Annotated in this window: 12 protein-coding genes; 6 read left to right on the forward strand and 6 right to left on the reverse strand. The window is 69.7% G+C overall.

The features are described from left to right. Genes U8D42_RS02295 through U8D42_RS02315 form a run of 5 tightly spaced genes read left to right on the forward strand, consistent with a single transcriptional unit; the run spans position 1 to position 6,583 of the window. Positions 1–1,458, forward strand: a complete 1,458-nt coding sequence (locus U8D42_RS02295) for a Wzz/FepE/Etk N-terminal domain-containing protein (RefSeq protein ID WP_322859382.1) — start codon at positions 1–3, stop codon at positions 1,456–1,458. Continuing rightward, the gene (locus tag U8D42_RS02300; protein ID WP_322859381.1) at positions 1,455–2,930 is read left to right on the forward strand and encodes an O-antigen ligase family protein; all 1,476 of its coding nucleotides are present in this window, start codon (positions 1,455–1,457) and stop codon (positions 2,928–2,930) included. Before U8D42_RS02295 ends, U8D42_RS02300 begins: the two co-directional genes overlap by 4 nt. After that, on the forward strand, positions 2,927–3,940 hold the full coding sequence (locus U8D42_RS02305; RefSeq protein WP_322859380.1) for a glycosyltransferase family 4 protein: 1,014 nt from the start codon (positions 2,927–2,929) through the stop codon (positions 3,938–3,940). Before U8D42_RS02300 ends, U8D42_RS02305 begins: the two co-directional genes overlap by 4 nt. Positions 3,941–3,971: 31 nt before the next feature. Beyond that, positions 3,972–4,883: an aldo/keto reductase gene (locus U8D42_RS02310; RefSeq protein ID WP_322859494.1), complete on the forward strand. Its 912-nt coding sequence runs from the start codon at positions 3,972–3,974 to the stop codon at positions 4,881–4,883. After that, positions 4,880–6,583 carry an FAD-dependent oxidoreductase gene (locus U8D42_RS02315; protein WP_322859379.1) on the forward strand — a complete coding sequence of 568 codons (1,704 nt, stop codon included), beginning with the start codon at positions 4,880–4,882 and terminating at the stop codon, positions 6,581–6,583. Before U8D42_RS02310 ends, U8D42_RS02315 begins: the two co-directional genes overlap by 4 nt. A 4-nt stretch (positions 6,584–6,587) precedes the next feature. Here U8D42_RS02315 and U8D42_RS02320 read toward each other — a convergent pair whose 3' ends face one another. Next, a complete protein-coding gene (locus U8D42_RS02320; protein ID WP_322859493.1) occupies positions 6,588–7,631 on the reverse strand; it encodes a glycosyltransferase family 4 protein in 1,044 nt (347 codons plus the stop codon). An 11-nt stretch (positions 7,632–7,642) separates the two neighbouring features. Beyond that, positions 7,643–8,506 carry a class I SAM-dependent methyltransferase gene (locus U8D42_RS02325; protein ID WP_322859378.1) on the reverse strand — a complete coding sequence of 288 codons (864 nt, stop codon included), beginning with the start codon at positions 8,504–8,506 and terminating at the stop codon, positions 7,643–7,645. 145 nt (positions 8,507–8,651) lie between these two features. Between U8D42_RS02325 and U8D42_RS02330 the strand changes: the two genes are divergently transcribed. After that, positions 8,652–9,524 carry a hypothetical protein gene (locus U8D42_RS02330; protein WP_322859377.1) on the forward strand — a complete coding sequence of 291 codons (873 nt, stop codon included), beginning with the start codon at positions 8,652–8,654 and terminating at the stop codon, positions 9,522–9,524. Positions 9,525–9,560: 36 nt separating this feature from the next. Here the strand turns inward: U8D42_RS02330 and U8D42_RS02335 are convergent, their stop codons facing one another. Genes U8D42_RS02335 through U8D42_RS02350 form a run of 4 tightly spaced genes read right to left on the reverse strand, consistent with a single transcriptional unit; the run spans position 9,561 to position 15,120 of the window. Continuing rightward, positions 9,561–11,510 (reverse strand): glycosyltransferase, encoded by a 1,950-nt coding sequence (locus U8D42_RS02335; RefSeq protein WP_322859376.1) that lies wholly within the window; start codon positions 11,508–11,510, stop codon positions 9,561–9,563. Beyond that, positions 11,507–12,970 carry an oligosaccharide flippase family protein gene (locus tag U8D42_RS02340; protein ID WP_322859375.1) on the reverse strand — a complete coding sequence of 488 codons (1,464 nt, stop codon included), beginning with the start codon at positions 12,968–12,970 and terminating at the stop codon, positions 11,507–11,509. The genes U8D42_RS02335 and U8D42_RS02340 overlap by 4 nt, the downstream gene beginning before the upstream one ends. A gap of 6 nt (positions 12,971–12,976) precedes the next feature. Further along, positions 12,977–14,548 carry a sugar transferase gene (locus U8D42_RS02345; RefSeq protein WP_431523852.1) on the reverse strand — a complete coding sequence of 524 codons (1,572 nt, stop codon included), beginning with the start codon at positions 14,546–14,548 and terminating at the stop codon, positions 12,977–12,979. After that, complete coding sequence (locus U8D42_RS02350) at positions 14,548–15,120, reverse strand: dTDP-4-dehydrorhamnose 3,5-epimerase family protein (RefSeq protein WP_322859373.1); 573 nt, start codon at positions 15,118–15,120, stop codon at positions 14,548–14,550. Before U8D42_RS02350 ends, U8D42_RS02345 begins: the two co-directional genes overlap by 1 nt. Positions 15,121–15,158 lie beyond the last annotated feature (38 nt).

Below are 15,158 nucleotides of genomic sequence, written 5' to 3' on the forward strand. Positions count from 1 at the left end.
ATGGATTTCCGCACCTTTGTCCGCACTCTCGTCACCCACTGGAAACTCGCCTTGGGGGCGTTACTGGCGTGCACGATCGGAGCCGCGGCCGTTACGGCGTTGCAGACGAAGCATTACCAGTCGACGGCCACCATCCTCATTTCCTTTCCGGGCGCCACCGACCTCACCGAGCTGTACAACGGCACGCTGACCGCGCAGGAACGGTTGTCGTCCTATGCGCAGATCGCCGGCGGACGGACGGTGGCCGAGCGTGCGATCAATCAGCTTCAGGCCCCGATGAGCGCCGACGCCCTGGTGAGCCAGACCCAGGTGAAATACACCGCCAAATCCATGCTTTTCACGATCACCGTCAAGGACACCGACCCCAACCGTGCCGCGGCGCTCGCGGGAGCGATGGCCGACCAGTTCGCCGCGCTGGTGCCGACTCTCGGTGCGACCACGGGCCCCGACGGCCGGACCGTGCCCGCGCTCCCCGGCTCGCGGCCCGACGTCGGCGAGCCGAATCCGCCTACCACACCACCGTCGGAAACCCCGGGCCAACCGGTGGTCAAACCCATGCCGTTGGCCAGGGCGAGGGTGGTGGAGGCGCCCCGGGTGCCCGATCACCCGGTGACGCCGGTGCCCGTGCGCAACATGGCGATGGGGTTCATCGCCGGGATACTGCTGGCCATCGCGGTGGCGGTGGCCCGCGAGGCCAACGACCGCACCGTGCGTTCTCGGGCGAAGCTGGAACAGCTTTCGGGACTGCCCACCTTGGCCGAGCTGCCCGGCAGGCGCGGAAACACCCCGCGGTTCGGTGTGGACTCCGCCCTCGACGACGCCGTGCGGGGGCTGCGCGCCCGGCTGCTCAGGGCGGTGGGGCCGCAGGCCCGCCGGATCCTGGTCACGGCGCCGTTCGGTGGGGAGGGAACCACGACCACGGCGCTGAACCTGTCGCTGGCACTGGCCGAGATCGACGAAGACGTCTTGCTCGTCGAGGGCGATACGCGCCGGCGTGTGATCGCCGGTCTGCTGCGGGTCGAATCGGGGGAGGGGCTGGCGAACGCGCTGGCCAATCCCGACAGCGCCGCTGAGGTGGTGAAGCCGACGCCGATTCCCAAGCTGTTCACCCTCGCGTCGCGCTCCGCCCGCCGCGAAACCCCGCCCTGCAGCGCGTTTCTGCCCGAGGTGATCGACCGCGTGCTGCTGGATCTGTCGTCACGTTTCGACCGGGTCGTGGTCGACGGCCCGCCGGTGCTGGCGACGCCGGACAGCGGCCTGCTCGCCGGCGCCGTCTCGGCCACCGTGCTGGTGGTGCGGGCACGCCGGACCACCGCCGACGAACTCACCGACGCGCTGACCGCTCTGCGCGCGGCCGGCGCGGAGGTGGTCGGCACCGTGCTGACCGATGCCCGGCCGGCGCTGCACATCAGGGCCGCGGCCAAGACCTACCGGGCAAAGGTCAGCGGGCCGACGTGATCCCGTATCTGCCCGGTCGCCATCGCCTCGCGGTGGATGGCGTGCTGCTGGCGGTGTTCCTGTTCGGGTGCTTCGTCTTTGGCGTGCTCGCGGTGCGGCGAACCACCGAGGGCGCGTTGCTGATCGCCGCGACGTTCTGCCTGGTGCTGTACTGGGTGAAGCGCGAGGGGATGGCGGGGGTGACGTTGTTCCTGGCGTTCGCGGCGCTGCCCGAAGGCCTGCACGTCGGCAAAGTCATTGGGCCGGTGGCGATCTACGCGTATCAGGTGCTCGCGGTGCTGGCCATCGGCTACCTGATCCCGATCGTCAAACCCCGGTTCGGGGACTTCTGGCTGCCGGCGATGTTCGTGTTCACGGTCCTGTACTTCACCGTGGTCGGCTTCCAGATGGGGCACGACCCCACGATGATCCTGCACGAAGCGACCACCCTGATCGAAATGGTGATCGGGTTCGTGCTGGCGCTGTTGATCGTGTACGGCGGGTACCTGCGGTTCTGCATGCGCGTCATGGTGGTGACGCTGTGGTTCTCAGCGGCCATGGCGATTTTCAGCTCCCTGCACGCGATCCGGCTGGCCGGGCGGGCCGAGAGCCTGAAGGAGGCGACGGGCGCCGGCCAGGCCCTGCGCATCGTCCTGTCCACCCAGACGCCGGCCACCGCCACGCTGACCGCTCTGGTCGCCGCGTCGATCGTCGGCCGCGTCCGGCCCGCGACGTACCTCGCCTTCGGCCCGCCGGCGCTGATCATTTCGCTGCTGGCCTTCTCCCGGAACACGCTGATCGCCGTGGCGGTGGGCGCCACCGTCGCGTTGTTCGCCAACTTCGGTTGGCCGGCCCTGCGGCGTTCGGCCGCCGTCGCCGCGATCAGCTTGGGCGTCTTCGCGCTGACCGTGCCGCTGTCGCTGTTCGTGCTGCAGCATTCGGAGGCCGGGTCCTGGCTCAGCGACCAATTCACCGCGTTCAACCAGCGGGTGCTCGGCGGTGTCTCGGCGAGCGCGCTCGCCACCGACGAGTCGACGCTGGACCGGCTGCGGGAAAACGCCCGCCTCAACGCCGCGATCGCGCAGGCGCCGCTGTTCGGCCACGGCCTCGGGTATGCCTACCAGCTGCCGTCGGGCAACGATCCGAAGGCGTTCGCCTGGACGCTGGGACCGACCTACTCGCACCTGTTCTACCAATGGTGGGTGGCCAAGGCCGGGGCAGTGGGCATGGCGGCGTTCGCCTGGCTCGCGCTGACGCCGGTCGTCAAGGCGCTGCGCTGCGCGTCGGCCCCGGCGAAGATCAGCGCGGCGGTCTGCGCCGGCCTGCTCGCGATATCCGCCCTGTGGCCGCTGCCCGAAATGCCCATGGACGCCCTGGCTTTGGGTATGGCGCTGGGGACGGCCATGGGATTCGCCGGGCTGCGGCGCAGGAACTCCGAAGCGGACCACCCGGGCGACGGCAGCGTGCCGGAGCCGGCCGCCGACCGAAAATGATTGCGGTCATTCACGTCGGGCCCGACATGTACAGCTTCGGCGGGACGCAGTCCGTGATCCGGGTCATCCGCGACAACATGATCGGCGCCGACCAGATCCGCGTGCTGTCCACGTGGAACGGGCGCCACCACGCCAGGAACCTCGTGCTCACCGTGCGCGCGGGGGCGGCGCTGGCCCGGGCGCCGCGCGCGAGCATCGTGCACTTCCACTTGTCCAACGGTGGCGCCTGGTTGCGCGAAGGACCGCTGATCCGGCTGGCGCGGGCGCGCGGCTTCCGGATCATCGTCACCATCCACGGCTCGGACTTCGCCGAGTTCGCCCGGTCGCGCCCGCGTTTCGTGCGGTCCACGCTGAGCAAGGCGGACCACATCATCGTCTTGTCGGAGGAGGCGCGCGCGGCCGCGAAACGGGTGGCGCCCGCGGTTCCGGTGTCGATCGTGGCGAACCCGGTCGCCATCGACCGCGACGCGCCCGGCGCCGGTTCGACACCGCCGGTGGTGCTGTTCGCCGGCACCATCGGGCGGCGCAAGGGTGTCGACACGCTGGTTGCGGCCTGGCGGCAGCTGCTCGCCGAGGGCATCGAAGGGCGTTGCCGCATAGTCGGTGTCGTCGACGACTACACGCCGCCGCCCACGGAGCGCCTGACCGTCGAGCCGCCGGTGCATCCGGACCGGGTCCGCGAGCTGATCCGGTCGGTTCGGGTGGTGACGCTCCCGTCGTTCGCCGAGGGCATGCCGATGATCCTGACCGAGGCCCTCGCCGGGGCGCGACCGTTCGTGGCGACCCCCGTCGGCGGTACGGCCGAGATCGCCTCGGACCCGGGCATGCTCGTACCCGTCGGCGACGCGCCCGCCCTGGCGGCGGCGATCGGCCGGTACCTGCGCGATGCGGACCTCGCCGAGCGTGACGGGCGCCGGGGTCAGGAACACATCGCGGCGACGCGGAGTCCGCGCGTCATCGACGCGGAGCTGCGCCGGATCTACGAGGGCTGCGGTGTTGGGGCGGGTTGAGCTCGCCGGGCCCCGGCTGAGCATCAGCGCGATGGGCTTCGGATGCGGCGGTCTGATGCAGTCACCGTCGCGCAAGGAACGGATGGCCGTGCTGGGTGCCGCGGTGGACAACGGGATCACCCACTTCGACACCGCACGCATGTACGGGCTCGGGATGGCCGAGGCGGAGCTCGGGGTGTTCCTGCGCACGGTGCCACGCGGCAGCGTCACCTTGGCAACAAAATTCGGCATCGATGTGGGCGGCCTGGCCCGGCGGCTCGGCCGGTTTCAGGCCCCGGCGCGTGCGCTGCTGCGCCAGGCGCCGGCGCTGCGGCGCGCGGTCAAGCGCCGGCAGGCGACGCCCGGGACCGCCCGCGTGTACGACGCGGCCGGCGCGGCGCGCAGCCTCGACGAGAGTCTCGCGGCGCTGGCCGTCGACTACGTCGACATCTTGTTCCTGCACGGTCCCCGCCCGGGGGACACCGTCGCCGGTGCCGAGCTCCGTGACTTCTTCGAACGCGCCCACCGGCAGGGCAAGATCCGCGCCTGGGGTGTCTCGCAGGACGAGGGGCTGGACACGGATTTCGCCGCGGCGTTCGCGCCCGCGGGCGTGAGCCAGGTTCGCGCCGACCTGCTCCACCCCCCGCCGCGCCCGGCGGATCTCGCGTTCGGGGTGCTGCAGAGGTCATACGCCGCGCTCTCGGCGGCGCTGCGCTCCGACCCGGCGTTGGCGCAACGCTGGCGCGAGGCCCTCCAGCTCGACCCACTGGCTCCCGGGGCGCTGCCCAAACTGATCCTCGGATCGTCAGCCGTCGCAACCGGTTGCCGCGCAATACTTTACAGCACCACCAACCCGGGACGGGTCGCCGAAGCGGCGGGCGCCGTCGCGTCGCCGCCGGGCGCCGAGACGGTGGCGCGGTTCCTGGCGCTGGCGGCGGAGGTGCGCGGGGGTGCCACCGCGTGATCCGTGGCCCCCGCGAGTTCGCCCCGAACGCGACGATCGAGACCGACGTCGTGGTCGTCGGGGCCGGCGCGATCGGCATCGCGACGGCGCTCGAGCTCGCGCGGTCCGGTGTCCAAGTGGCGCTGATCGAAAGTGGGCTGGAGCGCAAAAGCCAAGCGGCGCAGGAGTTGTCGACCCTCGCGTCACTGCAGGACGACGAGCTCCACGCGCACAGCGAGCTGATGATCCGTCGGCAAGTGGGCGGGACCACGGCATTGTGGGGCGGCCGATGCGTCATGTTCGATCCGATCGATTTCGAGGACCGCCCGCTCACCGCGCAGGCGCCCTGGCCGATCCGCTATGAGGACGTCGAGCCGTACCTGCAACGCGCGTGCGATTGGGCCGCGTGCGGGAGGGCGGAGTTCAACGCGCGCGACGTCCCGGAGCTGGCGCAGACCGACATGGTCGCCGGGCTGCCCGATGGGGACGTGCGCACCACCGACCTCGAGCGCTGGGCGCTGCCGACGCGTTTCGGCCGCGAGTACCGGACCGAGCTGCGCGACGCCCCCTGCCTCACCTTGTGGACCGGCCTCACCTGCACCGAAATCGTGACGACGCCGGCCGGTGACCGCGTCGACCACCTCGTGATCAAGACGCTCGACGGGCGCCAGGGCAGGGTGGTCGCCGCGGACTACGTCATCGCGACCGGCGGTCTGGAGGCCACTCGCCTGCTGCTCGCGTCGGACCGCCACCATCCGGCGGGCCTGGGAAACGCGGGCGGCCACCTCGGACGCTGGTACATGTCCCACGTCGAAGGCAGGGTCGCGCGCGTGCAGTTCAGCACCGATCGCGTCCTCTACGCCTACGAGCGGGACAACGACGGGGTGTACGTCCGCCGGCGCTTCACCCTGGACCCGCGGCTGCAGCGCGAGGCAGCCATGCTGAATGCCGCTGTCTGGCTGGTCAACCCGCCGATCAGCGACCCCGGCCACGGAAGCGGGATCCTGTCCGGCGTTTACCTCACGCTGATCTCCCCGGTCGGCCGTTTCCTGCTCGCGGAGGCGATCCGCGCAAAGCACACCGAGACGGACGGCCCGCCGCGGATCCTCGCGCACCTGCGCAACATCGTGCGGGACCTGTTCCCGTCGCTGCGGTTCGCGCTCACCTTCTCCTACGCCCGGTTCCTGCGCAGGGGCCGTAAGGCGCCGGGCTTCTTCGTGAAGAGCGCCGACAGCCGGTATCTGCTGCACTACCACGGCGAGCACCTTCCGCACTGGGAGAGCCGGGTCGAGCTCGCCGACGACCGCGACGCCCTCGGCATGCGCAAGCTGCGCACCCACATCCACTTCTCGGACGCCGACTACCGGAGCGTGCGCGCGGCCATCGCCACGATCGATGAACACCTCCGCCGGCACGGCGTGGGACGCGTGGAATGGCTGACCGACGACGTCGAGGGGTCGGTGCGCGGGTTCTTGGGCGGCCACGCCGGTTACCACCAGGCCGGAACGACGCGCATGTCGACCACCGAAGAGGGCGGCGTCGTGGACCCGCACCTAGAGGTTCACGGGGTGCGCGGGTTGTATGTCGCGAGCACATCGGTCCTGCCGACGTCGAGCCAGGCGAACCCGACACTGCTCGGGATCGCGCTGGGCGTGCGGCTCGCCGAACGCCTCGCCCGCGCCCGAACCCCTTGCGCCGGTCCGGATTCCAGGACCGCGTGAGCCGTCAGCGCCGGCCGGCCAGCACCTCGGCGATGACGTCCAGGAAGCGCTGCGCGACGATGTCGACGTCGCAGTGCTGCGCGTAGTGGCCCGCCGCCTGGGCACCGAGCCGCGCCGCGACCGCCGGGTCGGCCAACAGGTCGAAAGCGGCGGCCAGTCCGGCGACATCGTCGACACCGATCGGGGGGCAGCCCGGTGGCTGGTACTCGGGCAGGGCGCCGGCGGTGGACACGATCGGCATCACACCCAGTTGCATCGAGAGCACCTGCACGCCGCTCTGCGACGCCCGCCGGTAATGGCACACCGAACCCTTCGCCGCGGCCAGCGTCGGAATGACGTCGGCGTAGCGGTAGCTGCCGTTGCGCCAGCGCGTGTGTTCGGGCAGGGCGCCGGCGTCCAGCGGCCCGTCACCGATGAGCACCAGGTCGTCGCCGTGCCAGCCGCCGCCGGCGAGATGGCGTCGCCACGCCTCGAGCACCACGTCGACGTTCTTGTACGGGTTGAGCCGGCCGAACATGACGAAGTCGCGGCGCCCTTCGGGCCCGACGAACGGTGGAATCCTGTGCGGGTCAACATCACTGGCGAGCGGCACCACATACACCGGTGTGCCGGCGACGTCGCGCCGCGCGGAGACGGCCGTCGCGACGTAGCGGCTGTAGGTGACGGTGGCCGCCGAGCGGGCGCCCCAGCGGTCGAATACCGCGCGTTCGTAGGGGGGGACCTGCTCGCCGGGATCGTGCGGCTGGTCGTCGTGCACCACCTGGATGCGTGGTGCCCGCCCGGCCAGCACGATCCAGCGCGGGTCGCGCACGATCTCGGCGATCACGACATCGGGCCGGAACCGGCGGATGCGGCGCCACGCCTTCACGGTGGGGAGCCAGGTCGCGGCGGTCTTGAAGCGCGGATCGAGTACCAACTCGTAGTCGCGGGCGGCATCGGACTCGGGGTGCCGATCCGAGGTCACCAGCAACACCTCGGCGCCCCGCCGCGACAACCCCTCGGCCTGCACGCGCACCGCCGGTCGCGTCCAGGGCGAAAGCCACAGCACCCGGGGAGATTTCATAGCTCGTCGTCGGCCTGGAGGAAGATGTCGGCGTCGCTCCACATCCGGGTCTGCAGCGCGCGTCGCGGCACGCCGGCGAGCAGGGCGGTGACACGGGGCGAGGCAAGCAGCCGCCACGCCAGCGGGTTGACCTTCGCGCGGGTCCAGATGTGCAGCCCCATGCCGCCGAGTTGCCACCACCGCGTCTTCGAGGTGTGGAACTGCATGCCGAATCGCTTCCCGATGAACTCCAGCGTCGATCTCTGGTAGAAGGTGATGTGCTGGCCGGTGGCAAAGGCGTAGTACATCCAGTCCTTCGGGGGCGGGCGCCCATCGAACAATTCGGTTGTGAAAACGATGGTGTCGGTGCCCGTGGTCTCCAGCAGCTCGGCGACGAAGCCGATCGGGTCCGTCAGGTGCTCCATCACCTCGAAGGCGGTGACGACGGTGTACGGGGGTCCGGGGCCGGCGTCCGCGTCGAAGCCCTGCGCGGTCAGGTTGGGGGAGTGTTTGTCGGCCCAGTAGTAGTCGAAGCCGATGTCCCGCATCAGTCGCGTGTAGACGCCGTAACCCCCGGCCGCGTCGAGAAACCGGCCGCGGTGATCGAAGAAGAAGTACAGCAGCACCGACATGGCCCGGGCGAGATACTGATTGCGCCACAGCATGGTGGTGTCGGCCGCCGCGATGGGACTCGCATAAGCCTCGTCGAGCCAATACGGTCCCTCGGTCTGCAGGCCGCCGCAGTTGTCGCAGAAGTAGTACTTGCAGTCGTATTTGGTGAGGACTTTGTGGGTGAACGCCAGGGTGGTGCCGGAACTGCAGATGCGGCACAGCACGCCCATCAAATCCTCCCGCGCATGTCCCGCGCCTCGAGCAAACACCAGGACAATGCAAAACCTACGGCACTTTCGGTGCTGCGGGCAAGCGAATCGGCAGCCGATTTCGGTGCGGACCGCCGTTGTGCACCACCGTTATTCAGCGAACGTGGGGAATGCTCGGCTATCGCCGTGATAGTTTTTATCTCCCATGGCCAGAAGCGCTACACCGCCACCGAAAGAGACGCTCCGGCAGAAGATCCGGCGCATCCTCGGCACTGAAACGCGGGACCAGCTCAAGGATCTGATCCTTTTCGACCATTCCCAGTCGCTGAAGGCGAACCATGCCAACCCGCTCAACCGCGCGGGCAAGAAATGCTTTTCGGCGACCGACGAGGACGGAATAACGCTGGAGATCCTGCGCCGGATCGGCCGGCTCGACGACGGCGTGTTCGCCGAGTTCGGCGTCGGCGACGGGACCGAGAACAACACACTGATCCTTGCCGCACTGGGCTGGAAGGGCTTCTGGGTGGGGGGACAGGACCTGGCCGTCACCGTCGAAGACCACCCGCGGTTCACCTACCAGAAGGCGTGGATCACCGCGGACAACATCCTTGCGCTGACCCGCTCCTGCCTGCAGAGGATCGACGCCACCGGAGTCGACGTGATCTCCCTCGACCTCGACGGCAACGACATCTACCTGGTCGAGAGGCTCCTGGCCGACGGCATCCGTCCCAAGCTGTTCATCGTCGAATACAACGGCAAGTTCCCGCCGCCGGTGCGGTTCCAGATCGCCTACGACCCCGATCATGTCTGGCAGTCCGACGACTACTTCGGGGCATCGCTGAGCAGCTATGCGGCGCTGTTCGCCCGCTTCGACTACCGCCTGGTGTGCTGCAACTCCCACTCCGGTTCCGACGCGTTCTTCATCGACACCGCCCTGTCCGGCTACTTCGCCGACGTGCCGACGGACATCGAGGAGATCTACACCGAGCCCAGGTACTTTCTCTACGGCGGCTTCGGTCAGCACAAGACGTCCCTCCGCACGGTGGCGCAGATCCTGCGCCCGCGTCCCGAACGATGACGCGTCGGGACGAAAGCCGCGGCCTGCGAAGCGTGTTCACAGCACCGCGTTGATCGCTTCCACATAGGCGTCGGTCATCGCCTCCACCGTGTAGTGCTTGCGCATCCGCTCGAAGCCACGGCGCCCGACCGACGGCAGCGCGTCGGGGTTCGCCAGTATCCGGGCCAGGCTATCCCGCCATCCCGACACCGACACGGGCTCGACCAGGAAGCCCGCCCTGCCGAAGTCGAGCATTTCGGGCACCGCGCAAACCGCCGATGCCGCAACGGGAACCGCGCGTGCCATCGCTTCGAGAATCACCAGCGGGAACGCCTCGGACCGGCTCGGGACGCACAGCAGGTCCGCATCCGCCAGCGCGGGACCGGGGCCCGCCGACCAGCCCCGCCACTGCACCCGATCGCGCAACCCGGCGGGTGTCTGCCGTTGCAGCCTTTCCCGATCCGGGCCGTCACCGAAAATCGAGAGCCGCCAGGGCATGTCGGGAAGGCCACCGAGCGCCTCGATCAGCAGGTGCGGGTTCTTGTGCTCGACGATGCGCGAGAGCATCACCAGGTGCAGGGGTTCACCGGCGGCCCGGACGTGCGGGGCCGGGTCGCCGGCGAGGGCGACACCGTTGGGCGCAACGAATCGCCGTCCCCGCAGCCGATGCTGGGCGACCAGCATGTCCCAGTGCCGTTGCGCCAGAACGATGAAACCGTCGGAGCGGCGCATGGCGGCGGTGAGCGGCCGCGAGTAGATCGGCCGATCCTCCTCGGGCGGAACGTGCGGCGCGACCAACCAGCGCCGGCCGGCGGCGGCCGCGCGCCACAGTGTCGCGAAGCCCGCCTCGGTGTTGGTGTCGGCGGTGATGAGCACCGCCGGACCCCCGGGGATGTCGACGGCCGGCGCCCACCACGGCTGGCGCACCACCCGCACGGTATCCGGGATCTCGGAGATCATCGGGCCGAACCGCTGCACGCAGACGATGGTGACGGGGTAGCCGCGACGATCCAATTCCGCTGCCAGCAAAGCCTTTTGCCGCTCGGCGCCGCCATAGACCAGGCGGTTGGTGGTGATCACGATCGAGGGCAGGTCGTCGCGCCGCCCGGCGTCAGCGGCCCGTCGCGTCCCGCGTCGCGCCCTCCCCGGCAGCGTGGTGCCGGCCAGGTACGCGTCCGCGTGGTGCACGCTGTGCTGGTGCTCGAGCAGCAGCGCGGTGTTGGCTCGCACCAGGTCGCTCACCCGCCGGCGGTGGGCGGCGGTGCCCGCGGCGTCGTCGAGGCCCGAGCGGTCGACGCCGACTTCGTCGGCCAGCAGCAGCCGCCAGCCCGCCGCGCGGGCCCGGGCCTGCCAGTCGGCTGCCGCACCGAAGCAACAGAATTCCTCGTCGAAGCCGCCGACGGCATCCCACGCCGCGCGGTTGATCGCCAGGCAGCCGACGTCCAATTCGCCCTCGACGGACTGCGATTCGGCAGGCTGGCGGGCGTACACGCGCGCGATCGGCGTGCCGCGCCGCGCGTACCGGTGACCCGCGGCCAGCTCGCGAACCAGCGTCCGGCGGCGGGTCGCAACGTCCCACGGCGCCCAGCCGGGTGCCGTGTCGTCGCGGGCCATCGGCGAAACCGCCGCCACTCCGGGCCGGCTCAGCAGCGCGCGGGTGCGGGTCAACGGTCCCAGCAGGCGCGCTCTCGCGTCGAGCAGCAGCAGATCGGCGCCGCCCGGGGCGTGCTGCACCAACGCGTTAAATGCTTCGGCGCAGCCGAGTTTCACCGCCCCCGCCACCCGGTGGACTCGCGGGTGCCGGGCGGCCGGCCCCGTCACGTCGCCGCAGTCGTGGACGTAGACCGGCAGGTCGGGCAGCCACTCGGCGACGCCGGCCAGGCACGACTCCAGCGCGTCGTGGCCGCCGGTGGCCACGATCAGCACGGCCAGGGGCCGCTCGGGCGGCAGCTCCGTCGTGCCGCCGGCCGGAACCTTCAGGTACTGCCGATCCAGTTCACGCTTCATGCCGCCAACTGATTCCGACGCAGGGCGGCCAGATCCGACCAGCGCAGCGGGCCCGCCGCGGCGCTGGTGAGCAGGTAGGCGACGGCGGCGGCGGCGAGGACGAGGACCACGTGGTGACCCCAGAGCAGCAGCGTCACCGCGACACTCGCCGCCGTCGGGATCGACACCCGCAGCAAGAACGTCACCGGTGTGCGGTAACCGCAGTGGCGGCGCAGCCACCAGCTGCTGACCACCATGTTGAAGAACTCGGTGCACACCAGCGCGACGCCGGGTCCGACGGCGCCGAACCGCCCGGCGAGGGCGAGGTTGAGCCCGACGTTGAGCACCAGGGTGGCGATCGTCAACCAGAACAAGATCCGCTGGTGATGGCTGGCGACCAATCCCTGACCCAGCGTGCCGCTGACGAATCGCAGGGCCGCCGCGACGAACAACAGCGCCAACGTCGGCGTCCCGCGGGCGACGAACGCCCTGTCACCGAACAGCGAGATCAGCGGTCCGGCCAACATGGCGCCGACGACCGCGACGGGAACGGCCACGAAGTACATCAGCTCCACGCTGCGGCGCAGGAACCGGGCGAACGCGGCGACGTCGCGTGCGAACAGCTCGGTGGCCGTCGACAGCGTGGACTTGAGGAACACCAGAGACACCACGATGGTGTTGAACGCGATCGTGAAGGCCAACCCGTACACCCCCACCTCGGAGTGGGTGCTCAGCAGCGACAGGATGACCCCGTCGGCCCGGCAGTACAGGAGCCCGACCACCAGAAACCCGATCAGCGGCAGGCTTTCCCGCAACAGGTCGGCGGCCTCGCGCGGTGCGAAGACCGGTCGCACCGAGATGTGCCGCATCGCCGCGGTGCCCTGGATGAGCAGCGCCACGGCGGGCGGGATGAGTTGGGCGACAGCGAACCAGATGACGTCCGCCCGCGTCGCGACCAGGAACGCGACCATGACCAGTGCGCCCAGCCGGCCGGCGAAGTCGGAGATGGCCACCGCGGAAAACCGTACGGTGGCAAGGAACACCGGTTCGAACCGCGTCACCATGGTCTGCATCAGCAGCGCGCCCGACAGCACCACGAGCATCACGCGGACGTCGGCGTCCCGGTAGATGAGCAACCCCGACCCGGCCGCCAGCAACGCCAGCGGAACGCAATAGATCAGGGCCAGGCCGCTGTTCACGCGCACCAGGCGCTCGAGGTCACCCTGACCGGACGTCACGCGGCGCACGATGACCGTGGCGATGCCGAGATCGGCCAGGCTGGTCCACATGGCGATGAAGAGCACCGCGATGGACAGTTGGCCGTAACGGCCCGGGCCCAGGTAGCGGGCGGTCATCGCGACCGACACCACCGAGGCCAGCATCCCCAGTGCGCGGGAGATCAGTTGAATCGAGAAGGCGTGAGCCATTCGCGAGAGCGGCACCGACGGGACGACCGCCTCGGGCGTCGTCGGCTCAGTCATGACTCCCTAGTATGCGCCGTGACTGGTGAGAACGGCCTTGATCGTCTTGGCGATGATCATGAGATCACCCGACATCGACCAGTTGTCGACATACGACAGGTCCAGTCGCACCGACTCTTCCCAGGAAAGGTCTGAGCGGCCGCTCACCTGCCACAGTCCGCTGACGCCCGGCTTCACCAGGAGCCGGCGCCGCACATCGCCGTCGTAGTTCTCGACCTCGCGCCGCAGCGGGGGACGCGGCCCTACGACGCTCATGTCGCCCCTGAGCACGTTGATGAACTGGGGCAGTTCGTCGATGCTGAACCGGCGCAAGATCCGGCCGACCGGCGTGACCCGCGGGTCCTGGCGCATCTTGAACAGCACCCCGCCGGCGCCTTCGTTGAGCGCCAGGAGCTGATCGAGCTGGGCGTCGGCGCCGACGGTCATCGTCCGGAACTTGAGCATCGTGAAGGGCTTTCCGTCGATGCCGATCCGTTCGGACGGGTAGAACACCGGCCCCTTGCTGGTGAGCTTGATCGCGAGAGCGGCCGCGATGAGGATCGGCGCGGTGGCGATCAGCGCCGCCAGCGAGAAGACGAAATCGAAGACCTGCTTCTGGAAGCGTTGCGTCCCTTCGTATTGCGGCTTCTCCACGTGCAGCAGCGGCATGCCCGCGGTGGGGCGCAGCGTCAGGCGCGTTTCGGCGACGTCCATCACCCCGGGCGACACGACGACGTCGACGTCCATCGTCTCGAGCTGCCACATCAGTTCCCGGATCCCGTGCATCCCGAAGTGATCGGTCTGCGTGATCGCCACGGTGTCCGCGCCGCAGCTGCGAATCGCGTCCGCCACGTGGGCGACGTCACCGAGGATCGGGACCTCGCGGCCACCGATGGTGAGGGTGCTGCCACGCGGTCGCCCATAGCCCGGAATGCAGACTCCCACCAGGACATAGCCGTCCAGCGGGTTGCGGGTCAGTTCGCGGGCCAGGTGGGTGACCGCCTGGCGATCCCCGATCGCCAGGACCGCCGTCTGGCACTGGCCGCGCCCCCGCAGATGGCCGATGTGCTTGCGCCACAGGCTGCGGCTCGCCAACAGGCCGATGGTCCCGACGGGAAGCGCGATCGCCAGATACCCGCGGGCCAGGTCGACCTTGGCGAGCAGCGTGACCATCGCGATGATCCCGAACGTCCAGAATGATGCGCTGCCGATCCGCCGGTACTCGTCGATGCCGGCGCCGATGACCCGCGGCGAGCGGGTTTGGAAGACCGCCAGCGACGACAACCACAGCGCCGCGAACAGGAACGAGAACAGCGTCATGACCACGTCCGAGTAGCCCGAAGTGTTGGCGATCTCCCCGAAGCGGACGTACTGGGCCAGCATTACCGACGCGCACACGATCAGCGCGTCGGTGATGCGCAGATGCTGCGAATACCGGTGCTGCCAGCGCCGGACGGAATTCGCGGCGGGGGAGGGCGCCGGGGCGGCGGCGACCGGCACTGGGCTCGGCCGATGGTGAGTCCACGACGTCACGGCGGCCGGTCTGCGCTCGAGCGGTCCCGGTTCGACGTGCACGACGTCCACCAATTCCTGGGTCATCAACTGGTTAGACATGACGCTGCTCTCTCGATCGGCGTGAAGCTCGGCGTTCGCGCGGGCCAACTGGCGTCCCGCTCGGAGATGACCGTCACCGGCAGCGGCCACGCGATCCCGAATTCGGGGTCATTCCAGTGGAATCCCTGCTCGTCTGACGGCGCGGGCTGGCCGCTGACCTGATAGCTGACTTCGGTGTTGTCGATCAGGGTCTGGAAACCGTGCGCGACGAACGGCGGCAAGAACAGCGCCCGGTAGTTGTCCGCGCTCAACTCGACCATGACGTGGTCCCCGTAGGTCTGCGACCCGGGCCGGATGTCTACGGCGACGGCGGCGATGGCGCCGCGGGTACAGCGGACCAGCTGGGTCTGCGCGTAGGGCGGGGTCCGATGGTGCAGACCCCGCACGGTGCCGCGGGTGTAGTTGAAGAAGATGTTCGTCTGGGTGACGTCGAAAGTCAGCCCCCGGCTGGCGAATTCGTCTGCGCAGAAGGACCGCGACGCGAACCCGCGGTGGTCGCGTTGGGGCTCCAGGTCGATGATCGTCACGCCGGCGATCTGGGTGGGCGTGTACTTCACTTGCCGATCCTTCCGCAACGGGCCGCGCCCATGGACTG

The sequence above is a fragment of the Mycobacterium europaeum genome (assembly GCF_034555895.2).
Taxonomy (GTDB): domain Bacteria; phylum Actinomycetota; class Actinomycetes; order Mycobacteriales; family Mycobacteriaceae; genus Mycobacterium; species Mycobacterium europaeum.